The following is a 16,734-nucleotide window of genomic DNA, read 5'->3' as shown; positions in this document are numbered from 1 at the left end:
CACCGTGTTGCGCGGAATCTCCTGGAGATACCGCTTCCCCCTTCCCGTGATCGGCCCCGTCAGGTCAGACCCTCCCGGGCCGACCCGACCATTGTCAGCGAAGCCCGATCGTTTCGGAAGCAACGACATTGCTCGTGAACCCCCACCGATCTGCGCATACACCGCCAATCAGGCATTACGTCCATTGTGCCGTTGGTCACAAGTGAAGCGTCCCCGTCGAGGAAAGCAAGCGCATGTCCGGCCGCGGACGCCGCCACCATCGTGGCCAAGGCGGCCGAGCAGGCCACCTCACCCGGAGGGTATCCGCCGAGCCGGGCGGTCAGCAGAGGCCACCCCGGATCGTGGTCACGCCGGAAGAGATCGAGGCAACTCAGGCAGGCCGTCTCGCCCGGAATCACCAGGGGACCGGCCGTGCCGTACCCCTCGAAGGCGGCGGCCAGCAGGTGCGGAACCCCGACACCGGCCAGCTCGCGCACCAGGAGCAGGTCGAGCGGCCCGACGGGAGCCAGGACGACGAGGTCGGGCAGCGGGGAGCCGTCGCTGAGGTGGGATCCGGCGACCCAGGCGTGGACCGGCCCGGCCCGCCGGGCGACCGCGACGGCGCCCTCGGCCCGGGAAGCGCCCTCCTCGCTCCAGCCGAGCCCGCCCGGCACGAGGTCGGCGGGAGTGGCCAGGCCGGGGTCGGCGACGGAGAGACTGCCCACACCGGAGGCGGCCAGCAACGCCACGACCTGCGCACCCACCCGCCCGGCGCCGTAGACGCGCACCTGCGCCCGCCGCCGCCGGGCGAAGCGGTCACGGCCGCCGTCGGCGCCCCTGGAGGCCACCGCGAGGGCGTCGAGCTCGGGCCGCAGCCGATCGCGCTCGCCCAGCCGCAGCCCAGACAGCACCCGGGGACAGGCCGTCGCATCGTCGACCACCCCCCGCTCCAGGAGCTGGTCGATCAGCGAATGCGCACCGGACTCGTCGAGCCCGGCCCGGGCCGCCGCCCGCACGACCTGGCGCAGGTCGCGAGTGCCGTCGAGCCCGTCGATCCAGCGCCGCACCTCGGGCGCGAGTTCGCTGAGCACGACCGCCCGCCGGGGATGCACGCCGTACTGCAGGGTGCGGTCGTCACGGAGGATGCGCCGCAGCGCCGGTTTCACACGTGGCCTCATGGCCGATGAGGGTGCCAGGCGCGACGAGCCCGCCGGACGCGGAAAGGCCATCCTGTGGATAACCGCGCGCCCCCTCCCGCCGCCTGTGGACAACCTCTACGATCTCGGATCATGAGCGAGCTCCTGGTCGACCGGCGGGACGACGGCGTCGTGATCCTCACCCTCAACCGCCCGGACCGCCGCAACTCGATGACCGAGGGCATGACCGAGCAGTGGCGCGAGACCGTCGCCGAGCTCAACGCCGACCGCGCGGTGCGCTGTGTCGTGGTGACCGGCGCGGGCAGCGCCTTCTCCTCCGGCGGCGACATGTCCTGGCTCGCGGACCGAGGCACGGAAAGCGTCCCCGACCTGCGCGACCGCATGCTCGCCTTCTACCGCACCTGGCTGTCGATCACGGAGCTGGAGGTGCCGACGATCGCCGCCGTCAACGGCGCCGCGGTCGGCGCGGGGCTGTGCGTGGCCCTGGCCTGCGATCTCGTCTACGCCGCCGACGAGGCCAAGCTCCTGGCGCCGTTCACCGGCCTCGGCCTTCATCCCGGTATGGCCGCCACCTATCTGCTGCCGAAGTCGGGCGGACTCCGGCTGGCGCGGGAACTCCTTCTCACCGGCCGCACGATCCTCGGCGCCGAAGCCGCGCAGCGCGGGCTCCTCAATCAGGCATTCCCGCACTCTGATCTTATTTCCGAGGTTCTGAACATCGCCGCAATGATCGCGGGAAACGCGCCGATCGCCACCAAGCTCACGAAAGTCGCGCTGAACCAGGAACATCACGACCTCGAAGCCGCACTCCGCTGGGAGTCGCTCGCACAGCCCGTGACCATGGCTTCCGCCGACATGCGCGAGGGACTGGCCGCGAATCGGGAAAGGCGGCGGCCCAAATTCACCGGGACTTAATCATCTGACCAGGGAAAACAAGATGCACCCCCTGTGGAAATCCACGTGTGTCGGCTACCGTGCATATGTGCCCCCCGAGACAGTCGAGGTCCGACGGAGTTCTCGTCGCGAGCGGACGGTTTCCGCCTACCGTGACGGGGACAAGACGATCGTGCTCATGCCCGCCTCGTTGAGCGGTGAAGTCGCTGATGAATGGGTGAGCCGGATGCTCGAACGGCTGGAGGCCAAGGAGAAGCGCCGCCATCCGAATGATCAGGAGCTATTCGACCGGGCCGTCGAACTGTCCACGAAGTACCTAGGCGGGAAGGCTCGGCCGGAAAGCGTGCGCTGGGTCGACAACCAGCAACACCGATGGGGCTCCTGCACTCCGGAGAACGGCACCATCAGGATCTCGACCCGGATCCGCGGCCTGCCGGAGTGGGTCATCAACTATGTGATCATCCATGAGCTCGTGCATCTGCTGGTGCCCGGCCACGGCCCCAAGTTCTGGAAGCTGGTGAAACAGTACCCCAGAGCGGAGCGGGCGCGCGGCTTTCTCGAAGGCTTCTCCGTCGGCACGCACAACCAGCCGGAGGAGTTTTGACGCGGATCGCCGCAGTCCTGGCGAAACGCCGCCCCGCCCTCGCTGACGATCTCGTCGCCGCCATGGCCGAGGACGTCTACGAGATGGTCGCCGGCCTCGACCTCGTGACCCCCGTGCTGATCACCAGCGTCCCCGAGCTGGAGGAGGTCGTCTGGCCCGGCACCGAGGTGCTGCACATCGCCGACGACACCCCGCTCCGCGAGATCTTCGCGCTGCTGCGCGGCGAGCAGGCCGTGATCGTCGGCGCCGACGCGCCCGATCTGCCCCCGCTGCTGATCGGCAAGCTGTTCCGTGAGCTCGGCCGCGCGCCGCTGTCGGTCTGCCCCAGCCAGGACGGCGGAGCCGTCGCACTGGCCGCGCACCTCCCGCTGCCCGCCTGGGCCGACCCCGACCTCGACGACCACGACCCGGTCAAGGCGTTGCGCGCCCAGGCCTCCGGCCCCCGCCAGGTCGCCACCGGCCCCGGCTGGCATCGCGTGCGCTCGGCCGCCGACCTCGCCCGGCTCGACCCCGGCCTGGAGGGCTGGGACAACACCCGGATGCTGCTAGGGCACTGACAACGCCGCGAAGACCGCCCGGTGGTCGGTCCCGCGCACGGTGTGCACGCTGACCTCCCGCACTCCCACCTTCGCGTCCACCAGCACGTGGTCGATCGTGATCACCGGCGCCAGCCGCCGGTTCTCCGGCCAGGTGGGCACCAGCCCCGCCCCCGCCGAGTCGGCCGCGTCCTTGTACCCCCGCCCGACCAGCCGCCGCATCGGCGTGTGGTCGAGGCTCGCGTTGAAGTCGCCGGCCAGCACGCGCACGATGTCCGGTGAGGCGGAGGGCAACGCCTCCAGCGCCGTACGCCAGCCCCCGTAGGACTCGCCGATCGGCGCGAAGGGATGCACGGCGATCACCTCGATCCGCTTGCCGTCGGGCAGCCGCACCACGGCCGCGGGCATCTTGTGCCCGACCGGCGGCATCACGTCCCAGAGCGGGGTCAGCGGGTGCTTGGAGTACAGGCCGCTGCCGCCCGCGCTCCACTCCTCCTGGAGCACCCGGTGCGGCATCAGCGCCTTCAGCCCGGCCGCGTCGAGCGCCTCGACCGCCCCCGGAGTGAGTTCCTGCGTGCTCAGCACGTCCGGCTCCAGGCGCCTGACCAGGGCCAGCACCTCGGCCGGGTCCGCCTTGCCGTACAGGAGGTTGATGGTCAGCACGCGCACCGGCGTGCCGGGCACGCTGTCGGCCCAGCCGATCGCGCGGGGGAGGACGGCCAGCCCGAGGGCGGCGGTGGTGAGCGCGGCGACGGCGGTGACCCCGCGGCGGCGGGTCATGGCCGCCAGCAGGAGCGGCAGGAGCGAGCCCGCCGCCGCGTACGGCGTGGCGGTCATGAGCTGCGTGGCGACCGGCCCGCGTTCCAGCCCGGCCAGCCGGGCGACGGCCCAGGCGGCGAAGGGCGTGACGGCCACCCAGGCCACCCCGGCGCCGGTGATCGCGCGCCGCCTGCGAGACGGGACGACGATCGTGCCGCCGACCATCAGGACCTCAGGAGGTCCCGGCCGCGGCGGGCCAGCCGGCGGGTGGCCTCGTCCGACAACTCCGGGATCTCCTCGACGGGGAACCAGCGCAGGTCGAGCGACTCGTCGCTGATCACCGCCTCGGCCCCGGCCGGCGCCACGGCGGCGTACTCGACGTCGAGGTGCCAGCTGAAGGGCGGATGGCACCACACCTGGTGCCGGTCGAGTGCCAGCGGTCCGGGCAGCAGCACCAGCCCGGGAATCCCGGACTCCTCGGTCGCCTCCCGCAGCGCCACCTCCGCCAGGGTCCGGTCGGTGCTCTCGCAGTGCCCGCCCATCGGCAGCCACATGCCCGCCTTGGGGTGCAGCGTCAGCAGCACCTGCGACCCGTCGTGCGAGAGCACCGCGGTCGTCGCCGTCAGGTGCCCCGGCACGCACTCCCGGAACATCGCGTCCTCGTGCGCGTGCAGGTGCTCCAGGAACTCCTTGCGCGACACCTCCTCCTCCGGAGTGGGCGCGGTCCAGGCGGACAGGACCTCGACCGCGTCCAGGCGCAGCGTCACTCGCCGTCCTCGTCCGGAAGATCGAGCTTGGAGATGTCCCACGCGGAGGACTCGCCGCTGACGAAGCGTTCCGGGGCGTCGAGGTCGTCCGCGGTCGGCATCAGGTCGGGGTGCGCCCAGACGTCGTCGCGTCCCTCGATGCCGCGCGCCTCGGCCAGCGCCGTCCACAGCGCCGCCGCCTCGCGCATCCGCCGGGGCCGCAGCTCCAGGCCGACGAGGGTGCCGAAGGTCTGCTCGGCGGGACCGCCGGTCGCGCGGCGCCGCCGTACCGTCTCCGAGAGCGCGGCCGCGGACGGCAGCTTGCCCTCGGCCGCGGCGTCGACCACGGTGCCGACCCAGCCCTCGACCAGCGCCAGCGAGGTCTCCAGGCGGGCCAGGGCGGCCTTCTGCCGCTCGGTCTCCTCGGGCTTGAGCAGGTTTCCGCCGCTCAGCGCCTCCTGGATGGCTTCGGGGTTGTTGATGTCGAGGCTCCGGATCTGCTCCTCCAGCGCCGAGGTGTCGACCGTGATGCCACGGGCGTACTCCTCGATCGCGCCGAGCAGGTGCGAGCGAAGCCACGGCACATGCTGGAAGAGCCGGTGATGGGCCGCCTCGCGCAGCGCGAGGTAGAGCCGGATCTCGTCGGCGGGGGTCTCCAGGCCGTTGCTGAAGGTGGCGATGCCGCCGGGCAGCAGCGCCGCGGTGTCGGAGAGCGGCAGGCCGATGTCGGTCGTGCCGACCACCTCGCGGGCCAGCGAGCCGAGGGCCTGGCCGATCTGCTGGCCGACCATCATGCCGCCCATCTGCTTCAGCATGCCCATCAGCGGCCCGGCCATCTGCTGGGCCTCGGGGGGCAGGCCGGAGCCGCCGAGCGTGCCGCTCATCGTCTCGACCATCTTGGCCGCGACCGGCTCGGCGAGCTGGCGCCAGACCGGGACGGTGTTCTCGATCCACTCCGATCTCGACCACGCCTCGGGTTTGGAGACGCCGCTGGGCAGCGCCGTCGCCTCGTTCAGCCAGAGGTCGGCGAGCCGCAGCGCTTCGACGATCTGGCGGCGTTCTCCCTCCGCGACGCTCGGGTCGCCTTCGGCCACGACCGCGTGGCGGGCGATGTTCTTGGCCATGTCCCAGTTGACCGGGCCGGAGCCGGCCGGGGCCGACAGCATGTCGGCGAACTGGCGCATCGCCTGAGCCATCTGCTCAGGGTTGCCGAACATGGCGAACGGGTTCTCGTTTGGGTCGTTTTCGCGACCTGGCAGGTCAGTCACCGCTCTACCTCGTGCAGGATGGAGGAGTCCACATCCGCCACGTTAGTCGTCCCACGGCGGATCAGTGCAAAGTGAGGACCTGGTGCCTACCTCGAAACGACCGCGCCAACCCGTCGTCGCCGTGACCGGCGCCGCCTCGGGAATAGGCCGCGAACTGCTCTCCAGGCTCGCCACCTCCGGGGATTTCCGCAGAGTCGTGGCCATCGACGAGCAGCGAGGCGACGTCCAGGACGTCACGTGGCGGGTGATCGACGTCCGCGATCCGCTCTTGGCGAACCGCATCTCCGACATCGACGTCCTGGTCCACCTGGCCGGTGACTTCGCCGTCGACTCCGACCCCGCCGAGCGCCGGGCCTACAACCTGCGCGCCGCCCAGACCGTGCTCACCGCCTCCGCGGCCGCGCGCGTGCGCCGCGTCGTCCTGGTGACCAGTGCCATGGTGTACGGCGCGGCGCCCGACAACCCGGTGCCGCTGCCGGAGAACTCCGCGGTCGCCGCCGAGCCGGACACCGGCGTGGTGGGCGACTACCTGGAGATCGAGGGCGTGGCGCGGCAGGCCACGCGCAGCCACCCCGGCCTGGAGCTGACCGTGCTACGGCCGGCCGCGGTCGTCGGCCCCGGCGTCGACACCGTGATCACCCGGCACTTCGAGGCGCCACGGCTGCTCACCGTCAAGGGCAGCCTGCCGCGCTGGCAGTTCTGCCATGTGGACGATCTCGTCTCGGCCCTCGAACTCGCCGCCCGCGGCGCGGTCACCGGCGTGGTCGCGGTCGGCTCCGACGGCTGGCTGGAGCAGGAGCAGGTCGAGGAGCTGTCCGGCATCCGCGGCTTCGAGCTGCCCGCCGGGCTCACCTTCGGCACCGCGCAACGGCTGCACCGGCTCGGCATCACCCCGGCGCCGGCGACGGACCTGCACTACGTCGTCTACCCGTGGGTCGTCGACTGCACGGCGCTGCGCGAGGCCGGCTGGAAGCCCGTCTGGACCAACGAGGCGGCGTTGACCCAGCTCCTGGAGCTGCGGGAGAAGCGCACCACCGTGGTCGGCCGGCGGCTGCCGGTCAAGGAGGCGACCCTCACCGCCGCCGGCGCGACCGTCGCGGTCATCGGCACCGCTGCCATCGTCCGCCAGGTGCGCAAGAAGCGCCGCATCTGACCGTACGGCGAAGCCCACCAGGAGGTCGGCGCGCACGGCACGGCGTGCCGTACGCTCTGGTTTGTGGACGTCATCCGCTTGCTCGACATTCGCGACACCCCGCTCTCGGTGGACGAGGTGTTCGCCTCGATGGGCTCGCACGCCGCCGGCGGGACGACGCTGTTCGTCGGCACGGTGCGGGAGCAGGACCACGGCAAGGCGGTGACCCGGCTGTCGTACTCCGCGCACCCCTCGGCCGTCGAGGAGCTGCGCCGGGTCGCGGAGAAGGTCGCGGCCGACTACCCGGTGAACGCCCTGGCGGCCGTCCACCGCGTGGGCGACCTGGAGCTCGGCGACATCGCGGTGATCGTCGCGGTGGCCTGCCCGCACCGGGGCGAGGCCTTCGCCGCCTCCCGCCGGTTGATCGACGATCTCAAGTCCGAGGTCCCGATCTGGAAACATCAGCTCTTCGCCGACGGGTCGGCGGAATGGGTCGGCGCCTGCGAATAAGCTCGTTCCCATGTCGCGACGTGCGTTGACCCTGCTGGTGTCGAGCTTTCTGGTGCTCGCGCTCGGTGTCGTCGGAGCGTTCCTCAACGTCCCTTACGTCGTGTTGAGTCCCGGCCCGACCGAGAACACCCTCGGCGAGGTCAACGACAAGCCGGTGATCACCATCACCGGCCGCCAGACGTACACCACCAGCGGCGCGTTGCGCCTGGTCACCGTGGAGTACAAGGGCGGCCCGCACAACCGCATCGACCTGCTCACCGCGCTGCGCGGCTGGATCGATCCCACCGTCGCGGTGGTCCCCGAGGCGACGATCTTCCCGCCCGACCAGACCGCCAAGCAGGTCGAGGAGCAGAACGCCGCCGAGATGACCGGCTCCCAGGACAGCGCCACCGCGGCCGCGCTGACCGAGCTCGGCATCCCGTTCACCGCCGACGTGGTCGCCGCGGCCGTCGAGAAGGACCTGCCGGCCGCCGGCAAGATCAAGGCCGGCGACCAGTTCGTCAGCGTGGACGGCAAGAAGGCGACCAGCACCGAGGTGGTCACCGGCACCGTCCAGGCGCACAAGCCGGGCGAGACGGTCACCTTCGTGGTGCTGCGCGACGGCAAGCAGGTCGAGGTGCCGATCCAGACGGTCGCCTCGCCGGCCGGCAAGGCCATGGTCGGCGTGCAGCTCGGCGTCAAGAAGTACTACTTCCCGTTCACCGTCTCGATCAGCGTCGGCGAGGTCGGCGGCCCCAGCGCGGGCCTGATGTTCTCGCTCGGCATCCTCGACAAGCTCACCCCCGGCGAGCTGACCGGCGGCCACTCCATCGCCGGCACCGGCACCATCACCGCGGAGGGCGACGTCGGCCCGATCGGCGGCATCGCGCAGAAGATGGTCGGCGCCAAGAACGCGGGCGCGACGATCTTCCTCACGCCCGAGGACAACTGCGCGGAGGCCGTGAAGGCCGCCCCCGAGGGGCTGCGGCTGGTCAAGGCGACCACCCTGCATGAAGCGGTAAAGGCGATTGATGCCCTTCGCACCGGAAAGGGCGACGTGCCCAGTTGCGCTGCTGGGTGAAACTTCTCCGGGGCGTCGTGCGTTAGCCGTACGGCTGGCACATCGGTGTAGGTTGCCAGACACGGACCGATAGTTCATCACGACGAGGGGTTGGCCTTGAGCTTCCGGACCCCAGGAGGCGGACGGGCGATGCGTTTGCGCCGCCCCCGACTGCTGCTCCCTGTCGCGATCGCGGTTGTCGCGATCGTGGCCCTTTTCTTCCTTTTCTCCGGCTTCTATACCGACTACCTGTGGTTCGACAACGTCGACTACACGTCGGTCTTCTCCGGAATGTTGCTGACCCAGATCATCTTGTTCCTGGTCGGGGCGCTGCTCATGGTGGGCATCGTCGGCGGCAACATGTTGCTGGCCTTCCGCACGCGGCCCATGTTCGGGCCCGCGATGTTCGGCGGAGCCAGCGGAGCCGACCGCTACCGCATGGCGCTCGACCCGCACCGCAAACTGATCTTCATTGTCGGCATGGCCGTGCTCGCGCTCTTCTCCGGCTCGCAGATCGCGGGGCAGTGGAAGACGTGGATGCAGTTCGTGAACGGGACCGACTTCGGGAAGCGCGACGAGGAGTTCGGGTACGACATCTCGTTCTTCGTCTTCGACTACCCGTTCATCCGGATGGTCCTCAACTTCCTGTTCACCGCGGTGGTCATCTCGATCATCCTCGCGGCGATCACGCACTACCTCTACGGCGGATTCCGCCTGCAGTCGCCGGGCGTCCACGCCTCGCGCGCCGCCCGGGTGCACCTGTCGGTGCTGCTGGGCGTCTTCGTGCTGCTCAAGGCGATCGCCTACTGGATCGACCGCTTCGGACTCGTCTTCTCCGAGCGGGGCAAGGTCTTCGGCGCCTCCTACACCGACCTCAACGCGGTGTTGCCGGCCAAGACGATCCTGGCGATCATTGCGCTGATCTGCGCCGTGCTGTTCTTCGCGGGCATCTTCCGCCCCGGCGGCATGCTGCCGGGCGTCTCCTTCGGCCTCCTGGTGCTCTCGGCCGTGCTGATCGGCGGCGTCTACCCGGCGCTGGTCGAGCAGTTCCAGGTCAAGCCCAACCAGCAGGCCAAGGAGCAGGTCTCCATCCAGCGCAACATCCAGGCGACCCGTGACGCGTACAAGGTCAGCGACCAGCACGTCAAGGTCACCCCGTACGCGCCCAAGACCGACGCGGACGCGACGGTGCTCCAGCAGGAGGCCAGCGCCATCCCCGGTCTGCGCCTGCTCGACCCGAGCATCCTGTCGCCGACCTTCCAGCAGCTCCAGCAGATCAAGGGCTACTACCAGTTCCCCGAGCAGCTCGACATCGACCGCTACCCGGACGCCTCCGGCAAGCTCCGTGACACCGTGATCTCCGTCCGGGACATCGGCGAGCCGGAGCAGAGCCAGCGCAATTGGATCAACAGCCACGTGGTCTACACCCACGGCTTCGGCGCGGTCGCGGCTCCCGGCAACCGGGTCGCCCCCGGCGGTCTGCCCAGCTTCAGCGAGAAGGACATCCCGCCGACCGGCGAGCTCGGCAAGTACGAGCCGCGCGTCTACTTCGGCGAGAACTCGCCCGACTACTCGATCGTCGGCGGCCCCAACCCCGGCTCCGGCCAGGGCAACGAGCTCGACTACCCGATCGAGGGCGGCAACGGCCAGCAGAACAACACCTACGGCGGCAAGGGCGGCGTGCCCATCGGCAACTTCTTCACGAAGCTCGCCTACGCCGCCAAGTACGGCGAGACCAACCTGCTGCTGTCGTCCTACGTCAACGACCACTCGCGGATCATGTACACGCGCCGCCCGCTGGAGCGCGTGCAGAAGGTGGCTCCCTTCCTCACCCTGGACAAGGACCCCTACCCCGCGGTGATCGACGGCCGGATCGTCTGGATCGTCGACGGCTACACCACGACCGACAGCTACCCCTACTCCGAGCGCAAGAGCTGGGAAGACCTCACCACCGACGTCCGTACGGCCCGCCTTCCCGGCGCCCAGGCCGTGCAGCCGCGCGACGAGATCAACTACCTGCGCAACTCGGTCAAGGCCACGGTCGACGCCTACGACGGCACCGTCACCCTCTACGCCTGGGACGACGCCGACCCGCTGCTGAAGACCTGGCAGAAGGCCTTCGGCACGATCGTCAAGCCCAAGGCCGAGATCCCGTCGGCGCTCCGCAGTCACCTGCGCTACCCGGCCGACATGTTCAAGGCCCAGCGCGAGATCCTGGCCCAGTACCACGTGACCAACGCCGGCGCCTTCTTCGGCGGCCAGGACTTCTGGAAGGTCCCGGTCGACCCGGCCTCCAAGAAGGACAAGCAGCCCCCGTACTACGTGACCATGAAGATGCCCGGAGGCAAGGAGACCTTCTCCCTCACCACCGCCTTCGTGCCGGTCAGCCGGCAGAACATGGCCGCGTACATGGCGGTGGACGCCTCGGCGGACGTCGCGGACGCCAAGCTGGAGATCCTCCAGTTGCCCAGTGCGACGACCATCCAAGGTCCACCACAGGCCCAGAACACCTTCCTGTCCACGCCACGGGTGTCCAACGCGCTCAACCTGCTGGCCACCGGCGGCAACCTGGACGTGATCTACGGCAACCTGCTGACCCTGCCCTTCGGCGGCGGCCTGCTCTACATCGAGCCGGTCTACGTGCAGCCGAAGGCGGAGTCCTCGGGCCGCTACCCGACGCTCAACAAGGTGATGGTGCTCTACGGGGCCAAGGTCGGCTTCGGCGACACCCTGGAGGCGGCGCTCAAGGAGGTCTTCGGGGACGCGCCCCAGATCACCAACCCGGGCACCAACCAGCCGGGCACCGAGCAGCCGGCGGCCAACACCGAGTTGTCCAAGGCCATCCAGGAGGTCCAGACCGCCTACAACGAGGGGCAGAAGGCGCTCCAGGCCACCCCGCCGGACTGGGTGAAGTACGGCGAGGCCCAGACCCGCCTCGAGGCCGCACTGCGCCGCCTCGAAGGGTTGGGCGCCGCACCCGCGCAGTCCACGCCGGCGGCGACGCCGACCCCGAGTGCCACTCCGACAGGGACACCTGCTGCGACCCCGTCACCTACTCCTACCGGGTAGCGGTTCGCTGATTTGCGCCCACCCCGCGCTGCCGATAGTGTTTAGCCATACACACCGACGCGGGGTGGAGCAGTTCGGTAGCTCGCTGGGCTCATAACCCAGAGGTCGCAGGTTCAAATCCTGTCCCCGCTACTCAAGTGGAAAGCCCTCCCGGGAGATTCTCCCGGGAGGGCTTTCTCGTTTCCCGCAGCAGGCCGCCGGGGTCGTTCACCCCCCGTGGTAGACCATCGGGCCGGACGCCTTGTAGGCGGCGTTCGCCGCGTCCTTCAGCCACTTGTCCGCGCTGGGCGAGCTGGTGAGGTTGGTGTAGACGGCCAGGGTGCGGATCACGTAGCGGCCGGACTGGCCGGTCCACGAGTACAGCCGGGCGTTGAGCCAGTTCGTCGTGTGGCAGATGCCCGACGAGCCAGGACCGGTCCGCGGGCAGCGGATGCCCCAGTCCTCCACGTACACGTTCTTGAGCTTGGAGTAGGCGGTGCTGGCCCGGTCGGCGCTCTTCAGCGGGATGACCCAGACCGAGACCATGATCCGCTCGTTCTTGCCGCCCGTGCTGAGGTAGACGCCCACGGCCATCTCGTCGCAGCGGGCGTTGCGGAGAGCGGACTTGACGTTGGTGTCCGGCCACGGGCCGGGGCAGCCCTCCATCGCGCCTGCCTTGTAGTTGTAGAGGACGCCCTTGGAGGTGGTGAAGGACTGGGGGAGCAGGGCCTCGGCCGTGACGGGGGTCGGGTCGGTGCTCTCCTTGTCGAGGTCGGCGTAGTCGAACGGCTTCTCGGTGGGTTCCTCGGACGGGGTCTCCGTGGAGGTGTCCGACGGGGTGTCGGAGGGGGTCGGGTCGGGGGTCACGGTGACGACCGGGTACGAGCTGGTCTCGGGGCTGGTGGTCAGGGCGTCGCGCACGGTGTTCTTGACCACGGCTCGCACGCCCACCACCAGGAGGACCAGGACGATCGCGCTGATCCCGGCCGCCAGGCCGAACTTCACGGGGCGGTTGCTCTTGGGGGCTAGGGTCTGGTGCGCCGGGTTGGGCCCCGACCATCCACCCGGTCCCTGATTCGGCGGGCCCTGGTGGAGCGGGCCCATGGGGTGGGGCGGACCCATCGGCTGGGGCGGCCCCTGACCGTAGGGCTGCGGTTGGCCGTAGGGCTGGGGCTGGGGGTGGCCGTGGGGTTGCGGTCCCGACCAGCCAGGGGGCGGGCCGGTCCAGTGCGGCTGCTGGGGACCGTACTGCTCGGCCTCCGGCATGACCTTCGTGGCCGGCGGCGGTTCCGCCACCAGGGTCGCCAGCGGCGGGGGCGGGTCGTCCCCGGTGAGCCGGCGCAGCAGACCGGCCGCGGTGGGCCGATCCGCCGGGTTCTTCGACAGGCTCGCCGCCAACGCCGGCCGCAACTCCGCCGGCACCGCCGACAGATCCGGCTCCTGCGTCAGGATGGCGTGCATGAGCGCCGGAAACGTCTCCCCGGAGAACGCCGACCGCCCCGTCGCCGCGAAGATCATCGACGACGCCCAGCTGAACAGGTCGGCCGCCGGGGTGATCACGCCGCCCTCGAACTGCTCCGGCGCCATGAACGCGGGCGTGCCCATGATGGTGTGCGTCGCGGTGTTGGCGGTGACCCGGGCGATCCCGAAGTCGATCACCACCGGCCCTTCCGGACCCATGATCACGTTGTTGGGCTTGAAGTCGCGGTGCACGATGCCGGCCCGATGGATGGCCGCCAGCGCGGTGAGCGTGGCCACCGCCAGCCGTTCCAGCCCGCTGCCCGTCCGCGGCCCCGAGGCGGTGACCAGTTGGTCCAGCGACGGTCCGGCGATGTGCTCGCTGACGATGTACGGCCGGTCGTTCACCAGACCGGTGTCCAGGACGCGTGCCGTACAGAAGGGGGCCACCTGGCGGGCCGCCTCGGCTTCGCGCAGGAAGCGCCGGCGTGCGTTCTCGTCGGCGGCGGCCTCGCTGTGGAGCACCTTGACCGCCACCTGCTCGCTGGACGGCCCCTCGCCCAGGTAGACCGTCCCCTGGCCGCCCTGTCCGAGCACACCAGTGAGGCGGTAGGGGCCGATCTGACGTAAATCGTCTGGCTTGAGGGGTTGCACAAGATCTCACCTTAGCGTTCGCTGTCAAAGGCCTCAGCGGTGACGAAAAGGAGTGTCGGTGGCGGGCTCACGGGGGCCGGTGGCCGGGCTTGGACTGGCTGTCCTGCTGTTCGCCGGGGCGATCGTCACGCTCGTGCTCACGGCGTTGCCGTCACCGGACCGCCCGCCGCTCCCCACCCCGGCGGCGACCAGCGAGCGCCGATAGGCAGGTGGCTCAGGGCGTGTACTGGAACGGCGTGGTGACCGTCAGCGCGGCGAAACCGAGCCGTTCGAGGATGGGCCGGCTGTCGTCGGAGGCGTCCACCTGGAGGTAGCGGTAGCCGCGCTCGGCGGCGTAGCGCGCGCGGTGAGCGACGAGCGAGCGGTAGATGCCGCGGCCACGCCACTCGGGCACGGTGCCGCCGCTCCACAGGCTGGCGAAATCGGTGCCCTCGTGCAGCAGCACCCGCCCGGCGCTCACCGGCAGGTCGCCGTGCATCGCGACGACCGCGGCGAAGCAGTCGCCCAGCGCGGCCATCTGGTTCAGCACCCAGTGCCGGAGCCGGCCGCTGTCGGTGCCGAAGGCCTGCTCGTGGACCCGCATCATCAGATCCACCCCGTCGGCGTCGAGCACCGGCCGCAGCGTGATGCCCGCCGGCACCGGGACCTCCACGGCCTGGGCGGCGCTCTCGCCGATCACGAGGGTCTCCCGCGGCTCGGCCACGAAGCCGGCGGCCAGCAGCCGCTGCGGCAGGTCGGCGGGCTGGTCGTGGGCGTAGTGCTTCCACTCGAAGCCGAGGCCATGCGCGGTGAAATGCGCGATCTGCTGGGCGATGACCGCGTCGGCGGTCTCCTCCCGCAGATCCGACCAGAGCACCCCGTTCCACCCGCTAGCCGTGCTGGTCTGGCGGACCACGTCGCCGGTGAACTCGACGGTGCTCTGGCTGTCATCCGGCGGGGCGTTACGGCGTAGCTGCTGGTCGAAGGCGCTCAGGACGGCCGCGGTGTTCATCATCCGGCCAGGATGTCACCGGACGAACCGCGCGAGCCTCTCCTTTTCCGCCGCGCTCAGCATCGGGTCCCGCATCCGTGCCGCCGCGGCGTCGGCGATCCTGGGGCCAGGGTCGGTACGGCTGGCGCCGACCAGTACGCGGACGAACAGGCGACGGCCGAGGCGGGCGGCCAGCGCGGGCACGTCACCGGTGGACAGCAGGACGACCGTGGTGGCCAGATCGACGGCGGGGGAGCCGGCGCGGGCGTTGCACCAGTCGATCACCATCGGGCCGCCGGGGGTGAGGACGACGTTGCCGGGATGCAGGTCCCGGTGGAGCACGCGGTCGCCGCCGTCGAAACGCGGCAACCAGCCGGGCGCGGGGACGGTGTGCAGGCGGTCGTGCAGCTTGGCCGACTGCCTGCCGTACCGGAAGAGGAGCCACGGGCGGCGCGTGAGCGCGTCGAGCATCGTCGGGCCGGGCAGGCGGTCAAGGACCAGGTCGGTGTCGGTGCAGTCGTGGACGGCCGGGACCGGGAAGCCGTGCGCGCGGACGTGCTCCATGATGCGCGCTTCGGCGCGGGCGGTGGTGTTGGCGCGGTAGCGGCGCAGCACGCGACGCTCGTCCAGGGCGTAGACGTCCGCGGTGCGACCGGCGCCGATCAGTTCCACGGGGGGAGCGTAACCGCGCGTCGGCTCAGCGGTCCTCGTCGTCCTCGAGGATCTCGCTGAGGGTTTCCGGCTCCTTGAGCGGATCGGGACGGGTGTCGTTCTCGCGAGGATCCTCCTCGTTCACCCAGTGGAAGATGCCCCGGCTGGCTTCGTCGTCTATCTCCTGGATGCGGTGCCGCTCCGGGTAGGTGTCGCGATAGAGCGCCGCCTCGGAGACCTGCTCGTCGTCGCCGAGGTCGCTGTTGACGTTGTACGGCTGGTCGGTCATCTGATCATGACCATCGTCTTCTGCACCGCCCACCCGGCGAGGAACAGGCCGAAAGCGGCCTGCGCGAGCCGTACCCACATACCCGCGGTGTCGGTCGCGAAGAGGACGACCCCGAGCCAGATCAGCCCGAAGCCGCCGACCAGGGCGATAGCCGCCCAGTTCAACCCCCGATGCCACATAAGCGCAGTGTTACAGCCGGTTCGCCAAGCCCGGGTGATGGCGAGGTGTTGCCCAGGTCTTGGTTGTCCGCCCGCGCAGGCCCCTCACCGGGCGGCCGGCTAGCGGGGCAACGAGCGGCTGGTGCCGACGCAGGTCCGGGCGCGCGAGCTGCGGGGCCGCCCCGGCGGGTTCTGCTCCAGGCACGCCAGCAGAGCCTCCGCCGCCCGCGCGTCGGACAGGATCCGGTGTACGGCGTCGCCGTCGAGCGGGAGCTGGCCGCGCTCGGCCAGTTCGTGCTTGAGGAAGGCGAGGGGGTCCGGGGCGCCGACCATCTCCGCGGCCACCGTCGCCCGCGCGGCGGTGAGCAGGCGGAGGTAATAGGAGCGCAGCGCGGCCTCACGCAGGCGGGCGCGCTCCAGGTCGTCGATGAGATCGCGGGCGACGCTCAGCAGGTCGCCGGCGTGGGTGGTCTCATCGGCGACGTAGGCGCGGATGTCATCGAACTCCGAGCGGGACATGGCGGACACCTCCGGGGGAGCAGACTGCTCGCGTCTACTTCGTATCCCGGGGCGATTGCGGATGACTTGCTGTCCGCTTGCCATCGGGGACGCCGCTTCGGGCAGGTTCGTGGCTCCCCGGTGGTTTAGGCCGTCCCGGCGGAGGGAAAGATCTCGTGAATGCCTCCGGTGGTGTGGAGAGCTGCTACAGTTGCAGAGCGCAGACGAGCTCTGCGCAGATCCCACTTCCTGCAGGTTTGTCCGGTTGGTTTGCATCTGTCCGGATCGCCTGGTAAGTTAGAGGGGTTGCCCCGGAGACGGGGCGGTCTGAATTCCCGCAGATTTCGCCGGGCCGGTCAATTTGACTCGGAACGGACGGTCTGA

At 70.4% G+C, this 16,734-nt stretch carries 18 protein-coding genes and 1 tRNA gene; 9 read left to right on the top strand and 10 right to left on the bottom strand.

Going from position 1 to position 16,734, the window contains the following annotated elements; genetic code table 11:
- Positions 1–59 precede the first annotated feature (59 nt).
- The gene (locus tag ACIBG7_RS38970; RefSeq protein WP_357930454.1) at positions 60–1,157 is read right to left on the bottom strand and encodes a thiamine biosynthesis protein ThiF; all 1,098 of its coding nucleotides are present in this window, start codon (positions 1,155–1,157) and stop codon (positions 60–62) included.
- Between the two features lie 111 nt (positions 1,158–1,268).
- On the opposite strand from ACIBG7_RS38970, the gene ACIBG7_RS38965 reads away from it, so the two are divergent.
- From ACIBG7_RS38965 to ACIBG7_RS38955, 3 genes are all read left to right on the top strand, one after another.
- Positions 1,269–2,051 (top strand): enoyl-CoA hydratase/isomerase family protein, encoded by a 783-nt coding sequence (locus tag ACIBG7_RS38965; protein ID WP_397339514.1) that lies wholly within the window; start codon positions 1,269–1,271, stop codon positions 2,049–2,051.
- Positions 2,052–2,208: 157 nt separating this feature from the next.
- Positions 2,209–2,634, top strand: coding sequence for a M48 family metallopeptidase (locus tag ACIBG7_RS38960; protein ID WP_357930449.1), 426 nt, complete (start codon positions 2,209–2,211; stop codon positions 2,632–2,634).
- The gene (locus ACIBG7_RS38955) at positions 2,631–3,191 is read left to right on the top strand and encodes a DUF2064 domain-containing protein (RefSeq protein WP_397339512.1); all 561 of its coding nucleotides are present in this window, start codon (positions 2,631–2,633) and stop codon (positions 3,189–3,191) included. The genes ACIBG7_RS38960 and ACIBG7_RS38955 overlap by 4 nt, the downstream gene beginning before the upstream one ends.
- Here ACIBG7_RS38955 and ACIBG7_RS38950 read toward each other — a convergent pair.
- Genes ACIBG7_RS38950 through ACIBG7_RS38940 form a run of 3 tightly spaced genes read right to left on the bottom strand, consistent with a single transcriptional unit; the run spans position 3,180 to position 5,892 of the window.
- Positions 3,180–4,154: an endonuclease/exonuclease/phosphatase family protein gene (locus tag ACIBG7_RS38950; RefSeq protein WP_397339511.1), complete on the bottom strand. Its 975-nt coding sequence runs from the start codon at positions 4,152–4,154 to the stop codon at positions 3,180–3,182. The two genes, ACIBG7_RS38955 and ACIBG7_RS38950, sit on opposite strands and share 12 nt — an antisense overlap.
- A complete protein-coding gene (locus tag ACIBG7_RS38945; protein ID WP_357930442.1) occupies positions 4,154–4,696 on the bottom strand; it encodes an NUDIX domain-containing protein in 543 nt (180 codons plus the stop codon). The genes ACIBG7_RS38950 and ACIBG7_RS38945 overlap by 1 nt, the downstream gene beginning before the upstream one ends.
- Positions 4,693–5,892 carry a zinc-dependent metalloprotease gene (locus tag ACIBG7_RS38940; protein WP_357930439.1) on the bottom strand — a complete coding sequence of 400 codons (1,200 nt, stop codon included), beginning with the start codon at positions 5,890–5,892 and terminating at the stop codon, positions 4,693–4,695. The genes ACIBG7_RS38945 and ACIBG7_RS38940 overlap by 4 nt, the downstream gene beginning before the upstream one ends.
- Positions 5,893–6,022: 130 nt before the next feature.
- Between ACIBG7_RS38940 and ACIBG7_RS38935 the strand changes: the two genes are divergently transcribed.
- From ACIBG7_RS38935 to ACIBG7_RS38915, 5 genes are all read left to right on the top strand, one after another.
- A complete protein-coding gene (locus ACIBG7_RS38935) occupies positions 6,023–7,096 on the top strand; it encodes an NAD-dependent epimerase/dehydratase family protein (protein ID WP_357930829.1) in 1,074 nt (357 codons plus the stop codon).
- A 63-nt stretch (positions 7,097–7,159) separates the two neighbouring features.
- The gene (locus ACIBG7_RS38930) at positions 7,160–7,585 is read left to right on the top strand and encodes a molybdenum cofactor biosynthesis protein MoaE (RefSeq protein WP_357930437.1); all 426 of its coding nucleotides are present in this window, start codon (positions 7,160–7,162) and stop codon (positions 7,583–7,585) included.
- 10 nt (positions 7,586–7,595) lie between these two features.
- Complete coding sequence (locus ACIBG7_RS38925) at positions 7,596–8,645, top strand: PDZ domain-containing protein (RefSeq protein WP_357930434.1); 1,050 nt, start codon at positions 7,596–7,598, stop codon at positions 8,643–8,645.
- A gap of 129 nt (positions 8,646–8,774) precedes the next feature.
- Entirely contained in the window at positions 8,775–11,693 is a 2,919-nt protein-coding gene (locus ACIBG7_RS38920; RefSeq protein ID WP_357930432.1) for a UPF0182 family protein, read from the top strand.
- A gap of 58 nt (positions 11,694–11,751) precedes the next feature.
- Positions 11,752–11,825: transfer RNA gene (locus ACIBG7_RS38915), tRNA-Met, on the top strand.
- A 75-nt stretch (positions 11,826–11,900) separates the two neighbouring features.
- Here the strand turns inward: ACIBG7_RS38915 and ACIBG7_RS38910 are convergent.
- Positions 11,901–13,784: a serine/threonine-protein kinase gene (locus ACIBG7_RS38910; RefSeq protein ID WP_357930429.1), complete on the bottom strand. Its 1,884-nt coding sequence runs from the start codon at positions 13,782–13,784 to the stop codon at positions 11,901–11,903.
- A 58-nt stretch (positions 13,785–13,842) separates the two neighbouring features.
- Here ACIBG7_RS38910 and ACIBG7_RS38905 point away from each other — a divergent pair, with 58 nt between their 5' ends.
- On the top strand, positions 13,843–13,989 hold the full coding sequence (locus ACIBG7_RS38905) for a hypothetical protein (RefSeq protein WP_397339510.1): 147 nt from the start codon (positions 13,843–13,845) through the stop codon (positions 13,987–13,989).
- Between the two features lie 9 nt (positions 13,990–13,998).
- Here ACIBG7_RS38905 and ACIBG7_RS38900 read toward each other — a convergent pair whose 3' ends face one another.
- The 5 genes from ACIBG7_RS38900 to ACIBG7_RS38880 form a co-directional block, all read right to left on the bottom strand.
- Positions 13,999–14,778 carry a GNAT family N-acetyltransferase gene (locus ACIBG7_RS38900; RefSeq protein ID WP_397339509.1) on the bottom strand — a complete coding sequence of 260 codons (780 nt, stop codon included), beginning with the start codon at positions 14,776–14,778 and terminating at the stop codon, positions 13,999–14,001.
- Between the two features lie 12 nt (positions 14,779–14,790).
- Positions 14,791–15,426, bottom strand: a complete 636-nt coding sequence (locus ACIBG7_RS38895; RefSeq protein ID WP_397339508.1) for a phosphotransferase — start codon at positions 15,424–15,426, stop codon at positions 14,791–14,793.
- A gap of 25 nt (positions 15,427–15,451) precedes the next feature.
- Complete coding sequence (locus tag ACIBG7_RS38890) at positions 15,452–15,694, bottom strand: hypothetical protein (protein WP_357930419.1); 243 nt, start codon at positions 15,692–15,694, stop codon at positions 15,452–15,454.
- Positions 15,691–15,858, bottom strand: coding sequence for a hypothetical protein (locus ACIBG7_RS38885; protein WP_357930416.1), 168 nt, complete (start codon positions 15,856–15,858; stop codon positions 15,691–15,693). Before ACIBG7_RS38885 ends, ACIBG7_RS38890 begins: the two co-directional genes overlap by 4 nt.
- A gap of 114 nt (positions 15,859–15,972) precedes the next feature.
- On the bottom strand, positions 15,973–16,371 hold the full coding sequence (locus tag ACIBG7_RS38880; RefSeq protein WP_397339507.1) for a hypothetical protein: 399 nt from the start codon (positions 16,369–16,371) through the stop codon (positions 15,973–15,975).
- Between the last annotated feature and the right edge of the window lie 363 nt (positions 16,372–16,734).

The organism is Nonomuraea sp. NPDC050328, from assembly GCF_044459405.1.
Classification (GTDB): Bacteria; Actinomycetota; Actinomycetes; order Streptosporangiales; family Streptosporangiaceae; genus Nonomuraea.
The sequence above is the reverse complement of the archived record's forward strand: the minus strand, read 5'-3'. Positions and strand labels throughout refer to the sequence as shown.